Below are 17,245 nucleotides of genomic sequence, written 5' to 3'. Positions count from 1 at the left end.
AAGGGCTGGAGTCGTGGACTCCAGCCCTTCGTGGTGCCGTCGGGCTGCCGCTGTCGGCTACGCCCAGAGCTGGCCCTGGAGGGTGTCGATGGCTTCCTCGGTCGTGGCCGCCGTGTAGACGCCGGTCGAGAGGTACTTCCAGCCGCCGTCGGCGACGACGAAGACGATGTCGGCCGGCTCCCCGGCCTTGACGGCCTTCTTGCCGACGCCGATCGCGGCGTGCAGCGCGGCGCCCGTGGAGACACCGGCGAAGATGCCCTCCTGCTGGAGCAGCTCGCGGGTGCGGGTGACCGCGTCCGCCGAGCCGACGGAGAAGCGGCTGGTGAGGACGGAGGCGTCGTACAGCTCGGGGACGAAGCCCTCGTCGAGGTTGCGCAGGCCGTAGACCAGGTCGTCGTAGCGCGGTTCGGCGGCGACGATCTGGACGTCCGGCTTGTGCTCGCGCAGGTAGCGGCCGACGCCCATGAGGGTGCCGGTGGTGCCGAGGCCGGCCACGAAGTGCGTGACGGACGGCAGGTCGGCGAGGATCTCGGGGCCGGTCGTGGCGTAGTGGGCGCCCGCGTTGTCCGGGTTGCCGTACTGGTAGAGCATCACCCAGTCGGGGTGCTCGGCCGAGAGCTCCTTGGCGACGCGCACGGCGGTGTTGGAGCCGCCCGCCGCCGGGGAGGAGACGATCTCCGCGCCCCACATGCCCAGCAGGTCCCGGCGTTCCTGCGAGGTGTTCTCCGGCATCACGCAGACGATGCGGTAGCCCTTGAGCTTCGCGGCCATCGCCAGGGAGATGCCGGTGTTGCCCGACGTCGGCTCGAGGATGGTGCAGCCCGGGGTCAGGCGGCCGTCCTTCTCCGCCTGCTCGATCATGTGCAGGGCGGGGCGGTCCTTGACCGACCCTGTCGGGTTGCGGTCCTCCAGCTTCGCCCAGATGCGGACGTCGGCGGACGGCGACAGCCGCGGCAGGCGCACCAGGGGGGTGTTGCCGACCGCGGCCAGGGGGGAGTCGTAGCGCATGGGTGATCAGACCATGCCGCCGGCCACGGCCGGCAGGATCGTGACGTTGTCGCCGTCCGACAGCTTGGTGTTGATGCCGTCGAGGAAGCGGACGTCCTCGTCGTTGAGGTAGACGTTGACGAAGCGGCGCAGCTGGTCGCCGTCCACGATGCGGGCCCGGATGCCGGCGTGACGGCTCTCGAGGTCGGTGAAGAGCTCGGCGAGGGTGTCTCCCTTGCCCTCCACTGCCTTCTGACCGTCGGTGTAGGTGCGGAGGATGGTCGGGATGCGGACCTCGATGGCCATGGCTTCAGGGCTCCTGTCGGGAGTAGTCGGTCGGGGCGCGCGGCAGCGCAGGAACAGCGGGTGGTGCGTGTGTGCGGCGCCGCGGCTCACGGCCGTACGGCGGCAGGGACGTGCGTCAACAGATGGCGCTGGCGAGCCTGCACAGGTCGACGTGCAGCCGCGCCACGAGCAGATCGCCCGGCGTCTTTTCGCTCACGTCGTGGAAAACCATGGGCTCATCGTATCGATTCCCGGTCCGGGTCCTGGAATGTGATCCCACATAGCGGACGTTTTCGGGCCGGGGAGTGAGACCGCCCTGTTCAGAGGTCCTCAGTAGGCCTCGACGACCTGGACCTCTTCCTCCGTGACCTCGCCCTCGACGATGCGGAAGGAGCGGAACTGGAACTCGCCCGCCCCGTCGGTGTCGGCGGTGGAGACCAGGACGTAGTGGGCGCCGGGCTCGTTGGCGTAGGAGATGTCGGTGCGCGAGGGGTAGGCCTCGGTCGCGGTGTGGGAGTGGTAGATGACCACCGGCTCCTCGTCGCGGTCGTCCATCTCCCGGTAGAGCTTGAGCAGGTCGCCGGAGTCGAACTCGTAGAACGTGGGCGACATGGCCGCGTTCAGCATGGGGATGAAGCGCTCGGGGCGGTCCGAGCCCGCCGGTCCGGCGACGACTCCGCACGCCTCGTCGGGGTGGTCCTTGCGCGCGTGGGCGACGATCTGGTCGACGAGGGCCTGGGTGATGGTCAGCATGCTCGCCAGGATAAGCAGAAGGGCCGTTCCGTACCGAGGGTTGGTACGGAACGGCCCGTATGCCGGACGCCCTGAGCGGCGGCCGCAGGGGGTGCCACGAGTACTCCCTGCGGCCGGGCGTCCTGCGGGGTGGTCAGCCGACCTGCTCGAACTCCGGGTCGCGGCGCTCGGTGAGCTGCGGGTTGCGGCGCTTGAGGAGCGCCCAGCCGATGCCGAGGGCGACGGCCCAGCCGGCGGCCACGTACAGGCAGACCCGGGCGTCCTTGTCGTAGGCGATCATGCAGGTCACGCCGATGAGGAAGAGGAGCGCGACCCAGCTGAACAGGGCTCCGCCGGGGGCGGGGAAGGACGAGGCGCGCAGCCGGCCCGCGTCGACGGCGGCGCGGTAGCGGATGTGGCTGACGAGGATCATCATCCAGGTCCAGATGCCGGCCGCGGTGGCGACGGAGGTGACGTAGAGGAACGCCTTCTCCGGGACGACGTAGTTCAGGACGACGCCGATGCCCATGAGCGCCACGGAGACGGTGATGCCGACGGCGGGCGTCTTGCGGGCGTTGAGCTTGCCGAAGGCCTGCGGTGCCTCGCTGTTGGCGGCCAGGTCGCGGAGCATGCGGCCGGTGGAGTACATGCCCGAGTTGCAGGAGGACAGGGCCGCGGTGAGCACCACGAAGTTGACGATGCCCGCGGCGAGCGGGATGCCGATCTTGCCGAAGGCGTGCACGAAGGGGCTCTCGCCGGCGGAGAACTCGGTCCACTTGACGACGGAGAGGATCACCAGCAGGGCGCCGACGTAGAAGACGATGATGCGCCAGGGCAGGGTGTTGATGGCCTTGGGCAGGGTCTTCTCGGGGTTCTCGGACTCGCCCGCGGTGACGCCGACGAGCTCGACGGCGAGGTAGGCGAACATGACGCCCTGGAGGGTCATCAGGCTGGAGCCGATGCCGTTGGGGAAGAAGCCGCCGTGCGACCAGAGGTTGGAGACGGTGGCGGTGTCACCGGCGTCGGAGAAGCCGAGGGTGAGCACGCCGAGGCCGATGACGATCATGCCGATGATGGCCGTGACCTTGATCATCGAGAACCAGAACTCGACCTCGCCGAAGATCTTGACGGAGATCAGGTTGACGCCGAAGAGCACCACCAGGAACACCAGGGCGCTGACCCACTGCGGGATCTCGGGGAACCAGAAGTGGATGTAGATCGCGGCGGCCGTGAGTTCGGCCATGCCGGTGACCACCCACATGAGCCAGTACGTCCAGCCCGTGACGAACCCGAAGAACGGGCCCAGGAACTCGCGGGCGTACTCGGCGAAGGAGCCGGAGACCGGGCGGTAGAGCAGCAGCTCGCCCAGCGCTCGCATGATGAAGAAGATGATCACGCCCGCGAGGGCGTACATGAGGATGATGCTGGGTCCGGCCTTGGCGATGTTCGCCCCGGCGCCCATGAACAGACCGACGCCGATGGCGCCGCCGATCGCGATCATCTGGACCTGACGGCTGCCGAGTCCGCGCTCGTAGCCCTCTTCAGGTGCTTTCTCCGTGTCGACCTGCGCAGAGGTCATGTGTGGTGCGCCTTTCTCCATGCCGACCCGGGCCTCTCGTCGGCCTCGGATCGGGTTTCGATCCCCCCGGAATGATGGAGCTGAGCGGGCCCGCGAGCCCGCTCGTGCCTGGCCGGCGGTCGCCGGCTCGGTGGCGCACCCGGCCGAACATTCGGGTGGTGTTCTGCCGGGCGGTCGTGAAGATTTATCACGCCCGAAACACTGATCACGAGGGCGCGATGTGGCGCACGACACAGGGAAAAGCAGACAAAACGCACCCGAAGTGGCCATAGAAGGCGGGTGCGGTGATGCGATCGTTATCCGGATTTGAGTGTCCTCTGAGCGAACACTTTTCGGTCACCCGGCCGTCACGGAATCTGCACCGATCAGGGCATAAGGGTTCCGACCAGCGTTTCCTGGAGTCCACCCAGCCACAGGTAGGCCATCACCATCGGCTTGCGCGGGTCGTCGTCCGGAAGGCGGTAGAGGAGGTCGGTGTCCTCGTCGTCGGTGATCTCCAGCCGGGAGCCGATCGCGAGCCGCAGGTCGTTCAGGGCCCCCAGCCACTGCTGGGACTCCGCCGTCGACAGCTTCAGCACGGCACCGCCCTCGCCGGCGGAGGCCGAGGAGAGCGCGTCGAGGGAGCGGATCACCGCGAGGGCGCTGTCCCGCTTGCCGGCCCGCAGGTCGTTCTCGGTGTAGCGGCGGAACTCCGCGGAGTGCGCCCGCTGCTCCTCGGCCTCCCGCGGCGAGGCGGGCTGCCCGGGGTCGCTGTAGGCGTCCGGGAAGAGCCGCCGGAGCACCGGGTCGCCGGGCGGCTCGCTCGGCCCCTCGGCGAACAGCTCCGCGAGCGGGTCGTCGGGGGCGTCCTCGGCGGGGCCGGGGCCGATGAGCTCCAGGAGCTGGACGGCCAGCGACCGGATGATGGAGATCTCGACGTCGTCGAGGGCGACGGCCGCGCCGCCGCCGGGGAGCGGTTCGAAGGTTCCGGGCATGAACGCCTTTTCGCTGCTGGGCGGGGAGCTGGCTACTTGCGGTCCTGCTGGAGGGTGGCCCACAGGCCATAGCCGTGCATGGCCTGCACGTCGCGTTCCATCTCCTCGCGGCTGCCGCTGGAGACGACCGCCCGGCCCTTGTGGTGCACGTCGAGCATGAGCTTGGTGGCCTTGTCCTTGGAGTAGCCGAAGTACGACTGGAAGACGTACGTCACGTAGCTCATGAGGTTGACCGGATCGTTGTGGACGATCGTGACCCACGGGACGTCCGGCTCGGGTACGGCGAAAACCTCCTCCGCCGACTCGGTCTGTTCGATCTCCAGGGGCGCGGGTGACGTCACACAGCCCATGCTGCCACCCGAGGGGGGTAGTCGCACAAACGGGCCTGGCCGCAAGGCGATCGCGTGTCCCCGGACCGCAATCGTCAGATTGACGAAATGGGGGTACGCTCATCATCATGAACACAGCGGACCTTGGGCTGCCGGTGGACGTCCCTTCTACGGCGCTCTTCACGGACCAGTACGAGCTGACGATGCTGCGGGCCGCCCTGGAGGCGGGCACGGCCGAGCGGCGGAGCGTGTTCGAGGTCTTCACCCGGCGGCTGCCGGACGGGCGCCGCTACGGCGTCGTCGGCGGCACCGGCCGCGTGCTGGACGCGGTGGAGAACTTCCGTTTCGACTCGGCCGTGCTGGACTTCCTGCGCGAGCGGGGGATCGTCGACGAGGAGACCCTGCGATGGCTGTCCGGCTACCGGTTCAGCGGGGACATCTGGGGCTATCCCGAGGGCGAGGTGTACTTCCCGGGGTCGCCGATCATGCGCGTGGAGGGCACCTTCGCCGAGTGCGTGCTGCTGGAGACCGTGATCCTGTCGATCCTCAACCACGACTCGGCGATCGCCGCGGCCGCCTCGCGCATGTCGGCGGCCGCGGGTGACCGGCCGCTGATCGAGATGGGCGCCCGGCGCACCCACGAGCTGGCGGCGGTGGCGGCCTCCCGCGCCGCGTACGTCGGCGGTTTCGCCACCACCTCCGACCTGGCCGCCGGCTTCCGCTACGGCATCCCGACCGTCGGCACCTCCGCGCACGCCTTCACCCTGCTGCACGACAGCGAGCGGGACGCCTTCCAGGCCCAGGTGAACACCCTCGGCCGCGGCACCACGCTGCTGGTGGACACCTACGACGTCGCCGAGGCCGTCCGCACGGCCGTCGAGGTCGCCGGGACCGAGCTGGGCGCGGTACGGATCGACTCCGGTGACCTGCTGCTGGTCGCGCACCGGGTGCGCCAGCAGCTGGACGAGCTGGGCGCGACCGACACGAAGATCGTGGTGACCTCGGACCTGGACGAGTACGCGATCGCCTCGCTGGCGGCGGCGCCGGTGGACGCCTACGGCGTCGGGACGCAGCTGGTGACCGGCTCGGGCCACCCCACCTCCTCGATGGTCTACAAGCTGGTCGCACGGGCCGAGTCCACCGGCCCGAAGGCACCGCTGGTGGCCGTGGCGAAGAAGTCCACCGGCGGCAAGACCTCGGTCGGCGGACGCAAGTGGGCCGCGCGGCGGCTGGACTCCCACGGGGTCGCCGAGGCCGAGGTGATCGGCACCGGGCCGGTGCCGGACGGGCTCGCGGACCGGCAGCTGCTGGTGGAGCTGGTCAAGGGCGGCGAGGTGGTGGCGCGCGAGCCCCTCGACGCGGCGCGCGAGCGGCACACGAGGGCGCGCGCCAGTCTCCCGATGTCGGCCACGCAACTCTCGCGCGGGGAGCCCGTCCTCCCCACGGAGTACCTGCACGAGACCTCGGGTAGCTAAAGGCGGTGTGCCGAGATGCGCCGAACCGTGCCCCCTCCCACCCGCTCCCCTCTGTCAATAGGCTCGGTGGTTCACCGGCCGGGCTTGCCGACCTCATAGCCGAAGGACACCGACCATGCGCCGCGCCTTGATCGTCGTCGATGTGCAGAACGACTTCTGCGAGGGGGGCAGCCTCGCGGTGTCCGGCGGTGCCGACGTGGCCGCCGCCGTCACGGAGCTGATCGGGCAGGCGGCCGGGTCCGGCTACCAGCACGTCGTGGCCACCCGCGACCACCACATCGCCCCCGGCGGCCACTTCTCCACGAACCCGGACTACGCCCGCTCCTGGCCCGCGCACTGCGTCGCCGGCACGGAGGGCGTCGGCTTCCACCCCAACTTCGCCCCCGCGGTCGCCTCCGGCTCGATCGACGCGGTGTTCGACAAGGGGGCGTACTCGGCGGCGTACAGCGGTTTCGAGGGCGCCGACGAGAACGGCACGCCCCTGGCCGACTGGCTGCGCTCGCGCGAGGTCACCGAGGTCGACGTGGTCGGCATCGCCACGGACCACTGCGTACGGGCCACGGCCCTGGACGCCGCCCGGGAGGGCTTCCGTACGCACGTTCTGCTGGACCTGACGGCCGGGGTGGCCCAGGAGAGCACCGAGCGGGCTCTGGAGGAGTTGCGCGAGGCGGGTGTGGAGCTGTCCGGCAAGCCGGTCGTGCAGCAGTAGTCCGGTCGTGCAGGTCTGCCGCACCCCGGCCGGCCCCTCGGGTCAGGTACGGGCCGTCGGGCGCCGCAGGAGCGCGCGGATCGGGCGCCACAGCTCCTGGGCCAGGTCCGGACTCGACGCGACACCGTTGTCGGGGGCCGTGCGCCATATGAGGCCGTCGGGGTGGTGCAGGACCGCGGTGATCTCGTCCGGGGTGGGCGGGGCGGCGTTGCCGCGCAGGTAGACCGACCGCAGACCGAGGTTGCGCAGCCTGGTCAGGGCCCGCGCGCGGTTCACGGAGTGGACGAGGACACGTACGGCGCCGGGGCCGTCGACGGCCGGGCTGGGCAGGTTCAGTGCCACCACCACCGTGCCGTTCGGCAGCTTGCAGAAGCCTCCTGCGGCCATGCGCTCATCCCCCCGTGTCGGTCGGTGTCAATAAGAGAGCCACAGGACGCACCTAAACACGGATCGGCGGTGACCCGCCAGTGGGTCACCGCCGATCATGTTCTGACCTGCAAGGATGCGGATTACCTACCCGCGGCGCCGACCTCCAGCTCGATCGTCGAGCCGTCCTTGGCTTCCTTGAGGATCTTGATCTTCGTGTTGGTGTCAGTGATCTTGACACCCGCGGTCGGGTTCGACTCGTCGTAGTAGTCGTTCTTCCGGTCGTTGAAGACCGAGACGCCCTTCGAGCCCGGGATGTACTTCGCCACGTCCGCCTTGTGCAGCGTCATGCCGTCGGTGCGGTAGAGGCTGAACGGCGAGTCGTAGGCCTGGATGCGGTTGCGCATCAGCGTGCCGTCGGCCCACTTCAGCTGGTCCGGGTGCGAGTCGATCGGCAGGACCAGACCGGTGCCCTGGTGCTGGCTGGTGTTGTTGTCCGCCTGGGAGGTGTCCCACTTCCAGATCAGCAGGCCGTTCTGGTACGCGTAGTGCTCCACCCAGTCCGGGCGCGCCGTGAAGCCGAAGTTGTACGGGCCGACCTTCAGCGTCTTGTCGTACGAGACGTACTGCCGGTTCTCGGCGATGTAGTACTGCGCGTAGTCCTTGGTGAAGGACGCGCCGATGCGGGAGAAGCCGTTGGCCTTCCACGCGGCGTCCGCGCTCTCGGCGTTGTCGGTGAAGACGGGGGCGCCGTCGGCGGTCACGGTGATCGAGTCGGCCGCGAAGCCCTTCTGGGCCACGCCGCCGTCGGTCTGGTAGCGGAAACGCAGGTCGACCTTCTTGCCGGCGTAGGCGTCGAGCGGGAAGGCGAGCTTCTTGTAGCCGTCGACCGTGCCGGTCAGGACCGGCTTGTCGCTGCCGTCGCGCGGGATCGGCTGGCCGTCCACCGTGCCGTCGAGGGCGGTCCAGTTGGCGCCGCCGTCGGTCGAGACCTCGGTGTAGAGGTAGTCGTAGTTGGCCTCGATGTCGTACCAGCCGTCGAGGGTCAGCTGCGCCTTGGACTTGCCGGTCAGGTCGACCGAACGCGTCAGGGTGTTCTTCAGGTTGTCGCCGCTGCCGCTCCACCACTGGGTCTTGCCCTCGGCGGGGGCCACGATCTCGGTGGTGACCGCCTTCTTGGGGAGGTCGACGACCAGGGCCTGCTTGTGCTTGGTGTTGTACTCGGCCACGCCCAGCTTGTGCCAGGAGTTGACCCCGGCCTTGGCCTTGTCGTAGTTCAGCCAGCCGAGCTGCAGCTTGTCCCAGGCGGTCATGTCGCCGGGCAGGTCACCGATCTCCTTCTTGCCGGTGCCGAGCCAGGAACCGGACGACATCAGCGTCCAGAAGCCGGTGGAGTTCTCGCCGCCCGAGGTGTCGTAGTGGTCCGGCAGACCGAGGTCGTGGCCGTACTCGTGGGCGTAGACACCGAGTCCGCCGTTCTCCGGCTGGACGGTGTAGTCGCCGACCCAGATGCCCGTGTCGCCGATCTTCGCGCCGCCGAGCTTGTTGTTCGCCGGGCCGGTGGCGCCGGCGTCGGTGCCGAAGGCGTACCAGCGGTGCGCCCAGATCGCGTCGGTGCCCTGGGCGCCGCCGCCCGCGGACTCGTCCTCGCCCGCGTGCACGATCTGGAAGTGGTCGATGTAGCCGTCGGGCTCGTTGAAGTCGCCGTCGCCGTCGAAGTCGTAACGGTCCCACTCGTCGAACCGGGCGACGTCCGCCTTGATCTGGGCGTCGGTGCGGCCCGCGGCCTTCTGCTGCGCGACCCAGGCGTTCAGACCGTCGCTGACGACGTTCCACACGCTCGGGCAGTTGGTGTCACCGCAGGCGTTGTTGCCGTAACGGGCCTCGTTGTAGGGGACCTTGACCCAGTCGGAGACCTCACCGTCGACCGAGTAGCGGCCCGAGGACTGCTTCTCGTAGTAGGTCTTGACCGAGTCGACGCCCTTGCCGTGACCGAAGTACAGGTCCTGGAAGTACTCCCGGTCATAGTCGGCCCGCCACGCCGTGGAGTTGTCCTTCTTGCGGTCGGGCTTGGGTATCGCGTTGTGCAGCGGACCCGCGGTGCCGCCGTAGCGGCTGTCGACCTTGTCCCCGAACTCGACCAGGATCGTGAAGATCTTGTCGGTCTTCTCGCGGCCGAGCTCGACGTACTTGGCGTCGCCCTTCTTGCTCTTGAGCTGGACGACCTTCGAACCCTCGCGGTTCTTGACCTTGTTCTTGCCGGATATGACCTGCTTCAGGGCCTCCTGGCGCTGAGCTTCCTGCGTCTTGCTCAGCGGGCCTTCGAGGTCGTGCTCGTCATGGTGACGATCCGCCGGGTCGTGCCGGTCCACGGTGGTGGACCGGGGGGCCGAGGCGTCGTCGGCCATCGCGTACGTCGACGCGGTGGCGGTGGCCGCCGCGAGCGCCACGCTTATGGCGGCCGCTCTGAACGTCCAAGTTCTACTGGTCACTTGAGATCCTCCCCCGCGTTCGTGCGCGCGGCAGGCGGGGTCCCGGTCGTGGAAGTCCGCGCGCGCGTGATCAACGCGTGTAGTCAAGTGACGACATTTGACTAGAGGTTTAGAAGAAAAGACAGACCTTGACTTGGACAGGTCAAGTGCATTATGCGGAGCCCACGTTCGTTTTACGGACAACCAAACGGTTGTCCCACGGCCCTCCCCACCGGCCGTGCAGGCGCGTGCGCATGTCCACTACGTGGACGTCATGACTCCGTGCGCCCCCTGTGCACCGCCCTTGTTGATTAGGTCACGCTTACCGCCGGTTCCGGTCGGGCACCCTGCCCGAGAGAATGTCGTTCGGCGGAACGCCCTCAAGCCGGCGGATCGCCGGGCCGACACCCCGTGGACCCCACATTCGAGGACATGATGGCCATGCCCCGTCCGACTGCCGCACAGCTCGCCTACGGTTCGTGCACCGTGATCTTCTCGACCCTCGCCATGCTGCTGCTGTCCCGGACGAGTTCGGGCGCGGGGATCGCGATCATCGCCGTCGCGGCACTCGCCCTCGGGTTGCTTGTCGCCATGACGGTGCCGCTGCCCGGCAAGCGCCCGGCGGCGGCGGAACAGCAGCCCGCGCCCGCCGAGCCGCTGCGCGCATCGGTCCCGGCACCGGCCCCGGAGCCGGTACGCGAGCGGGCGGTCTCCTGACCGCCCGCTGACCTTCCCTCACCGCCTCCTGCCTCTCGGCCGTCTCACCTGGTGCTGACCACGACCGTTTTCGCCGCCTTGTCGTGCAGGCCCTGCTTGTAGGGCCGGTCGAAGTAGCTCCAGCCGCCCGAGATGGCGATCCAGAAGCAGAAGCAGCAGAAGGCGAACGGGAGCCACAGCACCGCGGCGCGCAGCAGCGCCATCTGCACGGAGGGCGTCGCACCGTTGTCCAGATTGGCCACGCGCATGCGCAGCAGCTGTTTGCCGAGGGTCTGGCCGGTCCGCACGGTCAGGACGGTGTCGTAGGCGATGTAGAAGACGGCGGCGACCACCGCCTGCCAGAGCGAACTGCCCGCATCGAAGCGGTCGCTGTCCACGTCGTACTCGTCCACGTTCAGGGCCCAGCTGAGCAGCCAGACGACGGCGCCCACCAGGACCATGTCGATGATGCGCGCGAGCGTGCGCTGGACGCTGTCGGCGAGCGGGGGCATGCCGGCGAGGGGGTCGGTGGGATAGGAGCCGCCACCGTAGGGACCACCGCCGTAGGGGCCGCCGCCAGAGCCCTCAGGGCCCTCAGGGCCCCCCGGGTCGCCCCCGTACGGCGGGGGTTCGCTGCCGTGAGGCGTGCCGGTACCGTCGCCGGGCCGCTCGTCCGGGGGACGCTTCCTGAACGGGTCGTCTTCCGGCTGCTCCTGGCCGGAGCCGGGGGGCGGTTCGCTGCTCATGGGCCGAGTCGACCGCGAAGCACCGGCCTCCGCATCCGGCGGACGGCTGTCCGAGGGAGCTCAGCCCGCGACGAACGTGTGTGCCGCCTTGTCGTGCCAGCACTGGCGCCAGGGCCGGTCGAAGAGGCACCAGGCCATGCCGACGATCCCGACGACGAGGAGCCCGGGCACGCTGTAGACCAGCCAGCGGCGCAGGGCCGCGCCGAACTCCGGGGATTCGTGCCCCTCGATGTCCCGGACGTCGAGTCCCATCAGCTTCTTGCCGAGGGTGCGGCCCCACTTGGCGGTGGGCAGCACCTCGCACAGGACACCGGCGAGCAGCAGGACGGCCAGGATGATGCCGAGGTACACCGAGGTGGTGCCGTCGAGCAGCCAGACCGTGACGGTCTCGCCGGAGAGCCGGGCCGCGTCGATCTTCTCCTCGATGTGGTCGATCGCCTTGGTGCCGAGCGGTACGGCGGCCGTTGCGGTCAGGGCGGCGAGGACGACGGTGTCCAGCAGCCGGGCGACGAGCCGCTTGCCGAGTCCGGCGGGGCGGGCCTCGGCCTGACGCCGGGCGGCCGCCTGGAACACGTCCTCGACCGGCGGCTTCCAGGGCGCGACGGGCTGCTCGTCACCGCCGCCGGATCCGGCGAGCCGGTGCACCTGCTGCGCCCAGGAGGACTGGCCACCGCCGGGCCCGGGGCTGAGAGGGGCGGCGGAGGCGGCGGGTTGGGCGCTGGCGGGCCCGCCGGACTGCGGGGGGACCGTGGGGGCGGCCTGGGGTCCGGACAGTGCCGTCGGGGCGGCCCCGGAGGCCTGGGCCGCGGTGCTCCCGGCCGCTGCCTGTGCGGCGGAGGCCCGGGCGGCGGCCGCCTTGCCGGCACCGAAGCCGGGCCCCGCGGAACCGCTCCCGGAACCGGTCGGCCCGGCCTGCGCACCGAACGCGGGTCCCGACGGGCTCCCTGCGGTGCCCGGCGAAGCGGTCCGGCCGCCGAAGGCGGGCGCCGCCGGGCCACTGCCCGGGCCGGCCGGCCCGAAGCCACCGCCGGGTGCCCCGGCCTGCCCTCCGGCACCGGGCGCCGCCGATGCGCCACCGGACCCGGCCGGTCCGAAGCCGGAACCGCCGGCCCCGCCCTGCGCACCGAACCCCGACACCGCCGGACCGCTGCCCGGGCCATCCGCACCCACCGGACCGAAACCCGGGCCCGCGGAACCGCCTCGGGAGCCATCGGCCGCGGCCGCGTCCCCGCCCGGTTTCGCGCCCGCACCGGCCGGGCCCGGACGCGGCGGCACCGCGCGGAACGTCATCGTGCCGTCGTCGGGGGCATCGGCCGGGGCCGCCCCTCCCCCGGGCTGCCCCGCCGGGCGGCGGAACACGAACGTGCTGCCGCCCGCCGCGGCCTGCGCCTCCCGGTCGGCCGGGGGCACGTCGGCCGTGCCGTCGGCGCGGGCCGGCTCCTCGTCGGACCGCTGGTCGGCGTGCGGCAGCCGCGGGTCGCCACCGCGGGCGCCCTGCGGGGCCACGCCCTGCGCCCCCTGCGGCGCGCCCCACGAGATCCGGCGGTCCTGGCCGCCGCCGAAGCCGGACTGCCGGGAGCGGTCGGCACCCCAGGCGGAGGCCGGTTCGGGACGGTTGCCGTGCTGGGCGTCGGCGGCGGACGGTGTCTCGGCCGGCTCCTCGACCGGGTCCTCGTCGAAGAAGTGCGGGCCGGTCTCCTCGACCGAGCCGGGCTGCGCCGCGCCCGCTCCGGGCGGCGGCGCGAGCGACTCGCCGTCGCCGGGCGCCGGACGGCTGGTGCCCGGCACCCAGGAGGCGCCGTTCCAGTACCGGACATATCCAGGAATGGAAGGGTCCGGGTAATACCCTTCGCGGGGCCTGTCGTCACCGGGGGCCGGGGTTGGGGCGCTCATGTCCGTCGTCCCGTATCTGCTCGGGGGTCAAATGGGGGCCTCCACATCTATCAGACGAGCGCAAGCCCCACGGCCGCTCCCACCGGACCCACCCCTTTCGAGCACCGATGTGCTACGCACCGCGCCCCGTCGGCGGAGCCTCCGCGAAGAAACGTCCGGCAAGGCGCGTAATGCCGCGCCCGGGAACCGCTCTCTCCTGCTGACCGGCCCTCACGGGCAGCCGTCAGCAGAAGGGAAGACCGCCATGCGAACCGTGGTGGAGCGGGAGTTGGAGCTGAAACTCGTCCTGTCGCCCGCGCGCAGGATCCCGGTGCCCGCCCGGCTCGGGTACCTCAGCGACGACCCCTACGCCGTTCACGTCACCTTCCACACCGACGCCGAGCACCCGGTGCACTGGACGTTCGCCCGGGAGCTGATGGTGGAGGGCGTGTTCCGGCCCTGCGGGCAGGGGGACGTGCGGGTGTGGCCGGCGAAGACCGAGGGGCGCGGCGTCGTGCTGATGGCGCTGAGTTCACCCGACGGGGACGCCCTGCTGGAGGCTCCGGCGGCGGCGGTGTCGGCCTGGCTGGAGCGCACGCTGCGGGTGGTGCCGCCGGGGACGGAGGGAGAGCGGCTCGGGCTGGACGACGAGCTGGCCCAGTTGCTCGCCCAGTGAGCGCGAGGGCCTCAGAAGAGCTTGCCCGGGTTCAGGATGTTCAGCGGGTCGAAAGCCTGCTTGACGGCCCGCTGCATCTCCATGCCCACGGGGCCGATCTCGCGCGCCAGCCATTCCTTCTTCAGCACGCCGACGCCGTGCTCGCCGGTGATGGTGCCGCCGAGTTCCAGGCCGAGGGCCATGATCTCGTCGAAGGACTCGCGGGCGCGCCGCGACTCGTCGGGGTCCGCCGGGTCGAAGCAGACCGTCGGGTGGGTGTTGCCGTCACCCGCGTGGGCGACGACACCGATGGTGAGCCGGTACTTCTCGGCGATCCGGTCGACGCCTTCGAGCATCTCGGCGAGCCGGGAGCGGGGCACGCACACGTCGTCGATCATCGTCACGCCCTTGACCGCCTCCAGCGCGGTGAGCGACAGCCGCCGCGCCTGGAGCAGCAGTTCGGACTCGCTCACGTCGTCGGCGGGGACGACCTGGGTGGCCCCGGCCGCTTCGCACAGGGCTCCGACGGCGGCGAGGTCGGCGGCCGGGGCGGTGGTGTCGAACGCGGCCAGCAGCAGGGCCTCGGTGCTCTCGGGGAGGCCCATCCGCGCCATGTCGTTGACGGCCTTGACCGTCGTACGGTCCATGAGTTCGAGGAGTGACGGGACGTGGCCGCCTTCCATGATCCGGCACACGGCGTCGCAGGCCGCGGCGGCGGAGGCGAACTCGGCGGCCATCACCAGCTGCTCGGGCGGCTTGGGGCGCAGTCCGAGGACGGCCCGGACGACGATGCCGAGCGATCCCTCGGAGCCGACGAACAGCCGGGTGAGGTCGTAGCCCGCGACGCCCTTGGCGGTGCGGCGGCCGGTGGACATCAGGCGGCCGTCGGCGAGGACGACGTCGAGGCCGAGGACGTACTCGGCGGTCACCCCGTACTTGACGCAGCACAGGCCGCCGGAGGCGGTGCCGATGTTGCCGCCGATGGTGCACATCTCCCAGCTGGAGGGGTCCGGCGGGTAGCAGAGGCCGTGTTCGCCGACGGCCCTGGACAGGGCGGCGTTGACGACGCCGGGTTCGACGACGGCGATGCGGTCGACCGGGTTGATCTCCAGGATCCGGTCCATCTTGGTCAGGGAGAGCACGATGCAGCCGTCGGAGGCGTTGGCGGCGCCGGACAGTCCGGTGCGGGCGCCCTGCGGGACGACGGGGACGCGCAGGGCGGTGGCCGTGCGCATCACGTGCTGGACCTGCTCGGTCGTGCTGGGCAGCACGACCACGGCCGGGCTGCCGGCCGGGCAGAAGCTCGCCATGTCGTTGGCGTAGGAGGCCGTGACGTCGGGATCGGTGAGGACCGCTTCGGCGGGGAGGCCACCGAGCAGCAGGTCCAGGAGGTCGCCGGTCGCTGCGGTGTCCTCGGAGCGGGGCGCTTCGATACGGCTCATGATCACAGGTTCGCACCCGGGGCCGACGGTGTGAACCCCGTCGGCGGCGCCCTTGGGCTGCCCGGGTGGGCTCGTCGTACCGGCGGGTCGTGCGGGTGCCCCGTGACACCCGCACGACCCGGCGCATGCGCACGGCCCACGGCACCCGGACGACCCGCGGCACCGGCGGCTACAGGTTGCCGCGGCGCTCCTGCTCGCGCTCGATCGCCTCGAACAGGGCCTTGAAGTTGCCCTTGCCGAAGCCCATCGAGCCGTGACGCTCGATGATCTCGAAGAAGACGGTCGGACGGTCCTGGACCGGCTTGGTGAAGATCTGCAGCAGGTAGCCGTCCTCGTCGCGGTCGGCGAGGATCTTCAGTTCGCGCAGGGTGTCGATCGGGACACGGGTCTCACCGACCCACTCCCCCAGCGTGTCGTAGTAGGAGTCGGGCGTGTTGAGGAACTCGACGCCGGACGCCCGCATCGTGCGGACCGTCTGCACGATGTCGTTGGTGTTGAGCGCGATGTGCTGGACGCCCGCGCCGCCGTAGAACTCCAGGTACTCGTCGATCTGGGACTTCTTCTTGGCGATGGCCGGCTCGTTGATCGGGAACTTGACCTTCAGCGTGCCGTCGGCGACGACCTTCGACATCAGCGCGCTGTACTCGGTGGCGATGTCGTCGCCCACGAACTCCTTCATGTTCGTGAAGCCCATCACCTTGTTGTAGAAGCCGACCCACTCGTTCATCTTGCCGAGCTCGACGTTGCCGACGCAGTGGTCGATCGCCTGGAAGGTGCGCTGGGCGGGCGGTTCGACCATCGGCTTGGCCGCGACGAAGCCGGGCAGGTACGGGCCGTCGTAGCCGGAGCGCTCGACGAGGGTGTGGCGGGTCTCGCCGTAGGTGGCGATGGCGGCCAGGACGACCGTGCCGTGCTCGTCCTTCAGCTCGTAGGGCTCGGCGACGGAGCGGGCGCCGTGCTCCAGGGCGTAGGCGTAGGCGGCGCGCGCGTCCGGGACCTCGATGGCGAGGTCGACCACACCGTCGCCGTGCTCGGCCACGTGCTGCGCGAGGAAGCGGCCCCAGTCGGTGGTGGGCTTGATGACCGAGGTGAGGACGAAGCGGGCGGAACCGTTCTCCAGGACGTACGCGGCGGTCTCGCGGTTGCCGTTCTCCGGTCCGGAGTACGCGACCAGCTTCATGCCGAAGGCGGTGGAGTAGTAGTGCGCCGCCTGCTTGGCGTTGCCCACGGCGAAGACGACCGCGTCCATTCCCTTGACCGGGAAGGGGTCGGCCTGCCGGGCGGTGTCGGGAGTGTGGTGTGTGGTCTGCGTCATAGCCGCAGGGTCTCCCTGCCCGGCAAGGTGCGCAATAGTTTGCGTTTCGGCTGGGCAATCTGTTCAGCGATACGGCCGTGTCGGCGGCCCTTCTGTACAGGATGACCATGCCGGGAGGCTGCTGTGGCGATCGATCATCTGGACGGCCGGATCATTCTGCTGCTCGCCCGGGAGCCGCGGATCGGGGTGCTGGAGATGTCCCGGCGGCTGGGGGTGGCCCGGGGTACCGCGCAGGCGCGGCTGGACCGGCTTCAGTCGAACGGAGTCATCCGCGGATTCGGTCCGCAGGTGGACCCGGCCGCGCTCGGCTACCCGGTCACGGCGTTCGCGACGTTGCAGATCCGGCAGGGGCAAGGGCCGGACGTACGGGCCCACTTGGCGACCGTCCCGGAGGTGCTGGAACTGCACACCACCACCGGCACCGGAGACATGCTGTGCCGTCTCGTGGCCCGCTCCAACGCCGATCTCCAGCGTGTGATCGACCGGGTCGTCGGTTTTGATGGCATCGTCCGGGCCTCCACGGCGATCGTGATGGAGAACCCCGTTCCGCTGCGGATCATCCCGCTCGTGGAGCAGGCCGCGGAGGAGACCTGACGTGGAGGGGTGAGCGCA

The 17,245-nt window shown here is 70.4% G+C and carries 18 protein-coding genes; 5 read left to right on the top strand and 13 right to left on the bottom strand.

The window, feature by feature from the left end; all coding sequences use genetic code 11:
* Window positions 1–57 precede the first annotated feature (57 nt).
* The 7 genes from ADK65_RS11485 to clpS form a co-directional block, all read right to left on the bottom strand.
* On the bottom strand, window positions 58–1,008 hold the full coding sequence (locus ADK65_RS11485) for a PLP-dependent cysteine synthase family protein (RefSeq protein WP_053669876.1): 951 nt from the start codon (window positions 1,006–1,008) through the stop codon (window positions 58–60).
* A 6-nt stretch (window positions 1,009–1,014) separates the two neighbouring features.
* Entirely contained in the window at window positions 1,015–1,293 is a 279-nt protein-coding gene (locus ADK65_RS11480) for a MoaD/ThiS family protein (protein WP_053669875.1), read from the bottom strand.
* A gap of 115 nt (window positions 1,294–1,408) precedes the next feature.
* The gene (locus ADK65_RS39770) at window positions 1,409–1,504 is read right to left on the bottom strand and encodes a putative leader peptide (RefSeq protein ID WP_311688247.1); all 96 of its coding nucleotides are present in this window, start codon (window positions 1,502–1,504) and stop codon (window positions 1,409–1,411) included.
* A 98-nt stretch (window positions 1,505–1,602) separates the two neighbouring features.
* Window positions 1,603–2,025, bottom strand: coding sequence for a Mov34/MPN/PAD-1 family protein (locus ADK65_RS11475; RefSeq protein WP_031140077.1), 423 nt, complete (start codon window positions 2,023–2,025; stop codon window positions 1,603–1,605).
* Between the two features lie 133 nt (window positions 2,026–2,158).
* A complete protein-coding gene (locus tag ADK65_RS11470) occupies window positions 2,159–3,583 on the bottom strand; it encodes an amino acid permease (RefSeq protein ID WP_053669874.1) in 1,425 nt (474 codons plus the stop codon).
* Window positions 3,584–3,948: 365 nt separating this feature from the next.
* Window positions 3,949–4,557 carry a DUF2017 domain-containing protein gene (locus tag ADK65_RS11465; protein ID WP_053669873.1) on the bottom strand — a complete coding sequence of 203 codons (609 nt, stop codon included), beginning with the start codon at window positions 4,555–4,557 and terminating at the stop codon, window positions 3,949–3,951.
* A 32-nt stretch (window positions 4,558–4,589) separates the two neighbouring features.
* Window positions 4,590–4,907, bottom strand: a complete 318-nt coding sequence (gene clpS, locus ADK65_RS11460; protein WP_053669872.1) for an ATP-dependent Clp protease adapter ClpS — start codon at window positions 4,905–4,907, stop codon at window positions 4,590–4,592.
* 107 nt (window positions 4,908–5,014) lie between these two features.
* On the opposite strand from clpS, the gene ADK65_RS11455 reads away from it, so the two are divergent.
* The gene (locus ADK65_RS11455; protein ID WP_053669871.1) at window positions 5,015–6,361 is read left to right on the top strand and encodes a nicotinate phosphoribosyltransferase; all 1,347 of its coding nucleotides are present in this window, start codon (window positions 5,015–5,017) and stop codon (window positions 6,359–6,361) included.
* Window positions 6,362–6,476: 115 nt separating this feature from the next.
* Window positions 6,477–7,070, top strand: a complete 594-nt coding sequence (locus ADK65_RS11450; protein WP_053669870.1) for a nicotinamidase — start codon at window positions 6,477–6,479, stop codon at window positions 7,068–7,070.
* A gap of 42 nt (window positions 7,071–7,112) precedes the next feature.
* Here the strand turns inward: ADK65_RS11450 and ADK65_RS11445 are convergent, their stop codons facing one another.
* Together ADK65_RS11445 and ADK65_RS11440 are read right to left on the bottom strand one after the other, a co-directional pair.
* On the bottom strand, window positions 7,113–7,457 hold the full coding sequence (locus tag ADK65_RS11445; RefSeq protein WP_053669869.1) for a hypothetical protein: 345 nt from the start codon (window positions 7,455–7,457) through the stop codon (window positions 7,113–7,115).
* Window positions 7,458–7,579: 122 nt separating this feature from the next.
* Window positions 7,580–9,928, bottom strand: coding sequence for an immune inhibitor A domain-containing protein (locus ADK65_RS11440; RefSeq protein ID WP_053669868.1), 2,349 nt, complete (start codon window positions 9,926–9,928; stop codon window positions 7,580–7,582).
* Between the two features lie 414 nt (window positions 9,929–10,342).
* Here ADK65_RS11440 and ADK65_RS11435 point away from each other — a divergent pair, with 414 nt between their 5' ends.
* Window positions 10,343–10,624: a hypothetical protein gene (locus ADK65_RS11435; protein ID WP_053669954.1), complete on the top strand. Its 282-nt coding sequence runs from the start codon at window positions 10,343–10,345 to the stop codon at window positions 10,622–10,624.
* 44 nt (window positions 10,625–10,668) lie between these two features.
* On the opposite strand, the gene ADK65_RS11430 is transcribed toward ADK65_RS11435, so the two are convergent.
* Together ADK65_RS11430 and ADK65_RS11425 are read right to left on the bottom strand one after the other, a co-directional pair.
* A complete protein-coding gene (locus ADK65_RS11430) occupies window positions 10,669–11,349 on the bottom strand; it encodes an RDD family protein (protein WP_053669867.1) in 681 nt (226 codons plus the stop codon).
* Between the two features lie 60 nt (window positions 11,350–11,409).
* Complete coding sequence (locus ADK65_RS11425; RefSeq protein ID WP_078955914.1) at window positions 11,410–13,242, bottom strand: RDD family protein; 1,833 nt, start codon at window positions 13,240–13,242, stop codon at window positions 11,410–11,412.
* Between the two features lie 244 nt (window positions 13,243–13,486).
* Here ADK65_RS11425 and ADK65_RS11420 point away from each other — a divergent pair, with 244 nt between their 5' ends.
* Window positions 13,487–13,897, top strand: coding sequence for an SsgA family sporulation/cell division regulator (locus ADK65_RS11420; RefSeq protein ID WP_053669865.1), 411 nt, complete (start codon window positions 13,487–13,489; stop codon window positions 13,895–13,897).
* Window positions 13,898–13,908: 11 nt separating this feature from the next.
* Here ADK65_RS11420 and ADK65_RS11415 read toward each other — a convergent pair whose 3' ends face one another.
* Window positions 13,909–15,324 carry an FAD-binding oxidoreductase gene (locus ADK65_RS11415; RefSeq protein ID WP_053669864.1) on the bottom strand — a complete coding sequence of 472 codons (1,416 nt, stop codon included), beginning with the start codon at window positions 15,322–15,324 and terminating at the stop codon, window positions 13,909–13,911.
* Between the two features lie 163 nt (window positions 15,325–15,487).
* Entirely contained in the window at window positions 15,488–16,633 is a 1,146-nt protein-coding gene (hppD, locus tag ADK65_RS11410) for a 4-hydroxyphenylpyruvate dioxygenase (RefSeq protein WP_053669863.1), read from the bottom strand.
* Between the two features lie 123 nt (window positions 16,634–16,756).
* Between hppD and ADK65_RS11405 the strand changes: the two genes are divergently transcribed.
* Window positions 16,757–17,227, top strand: a complete 471-nt coding sequence (locus tag ADK65_RS11405; RefSeq protein WP_053669862.1) for an Lrp/AsnC family transcriptional regulator — start codon at window positions 16,757–16,759, stop codon at window positions 17,225–17,227.
* Window positions 17,228–17,245: the final 18 nt, after the last annotated feature.

Source organism: Streptomyces sp. NRRL B-1140, assembly GCF_001280065.1.
Lineage (GTDB): Bacteria > Actinomycetota > Actinomycetes > Streptomycetales > Streptomycetaceae > Streptomyces.
This window is presented reverse-complemented; position numbering and strand designations above follow the sequence as displayed.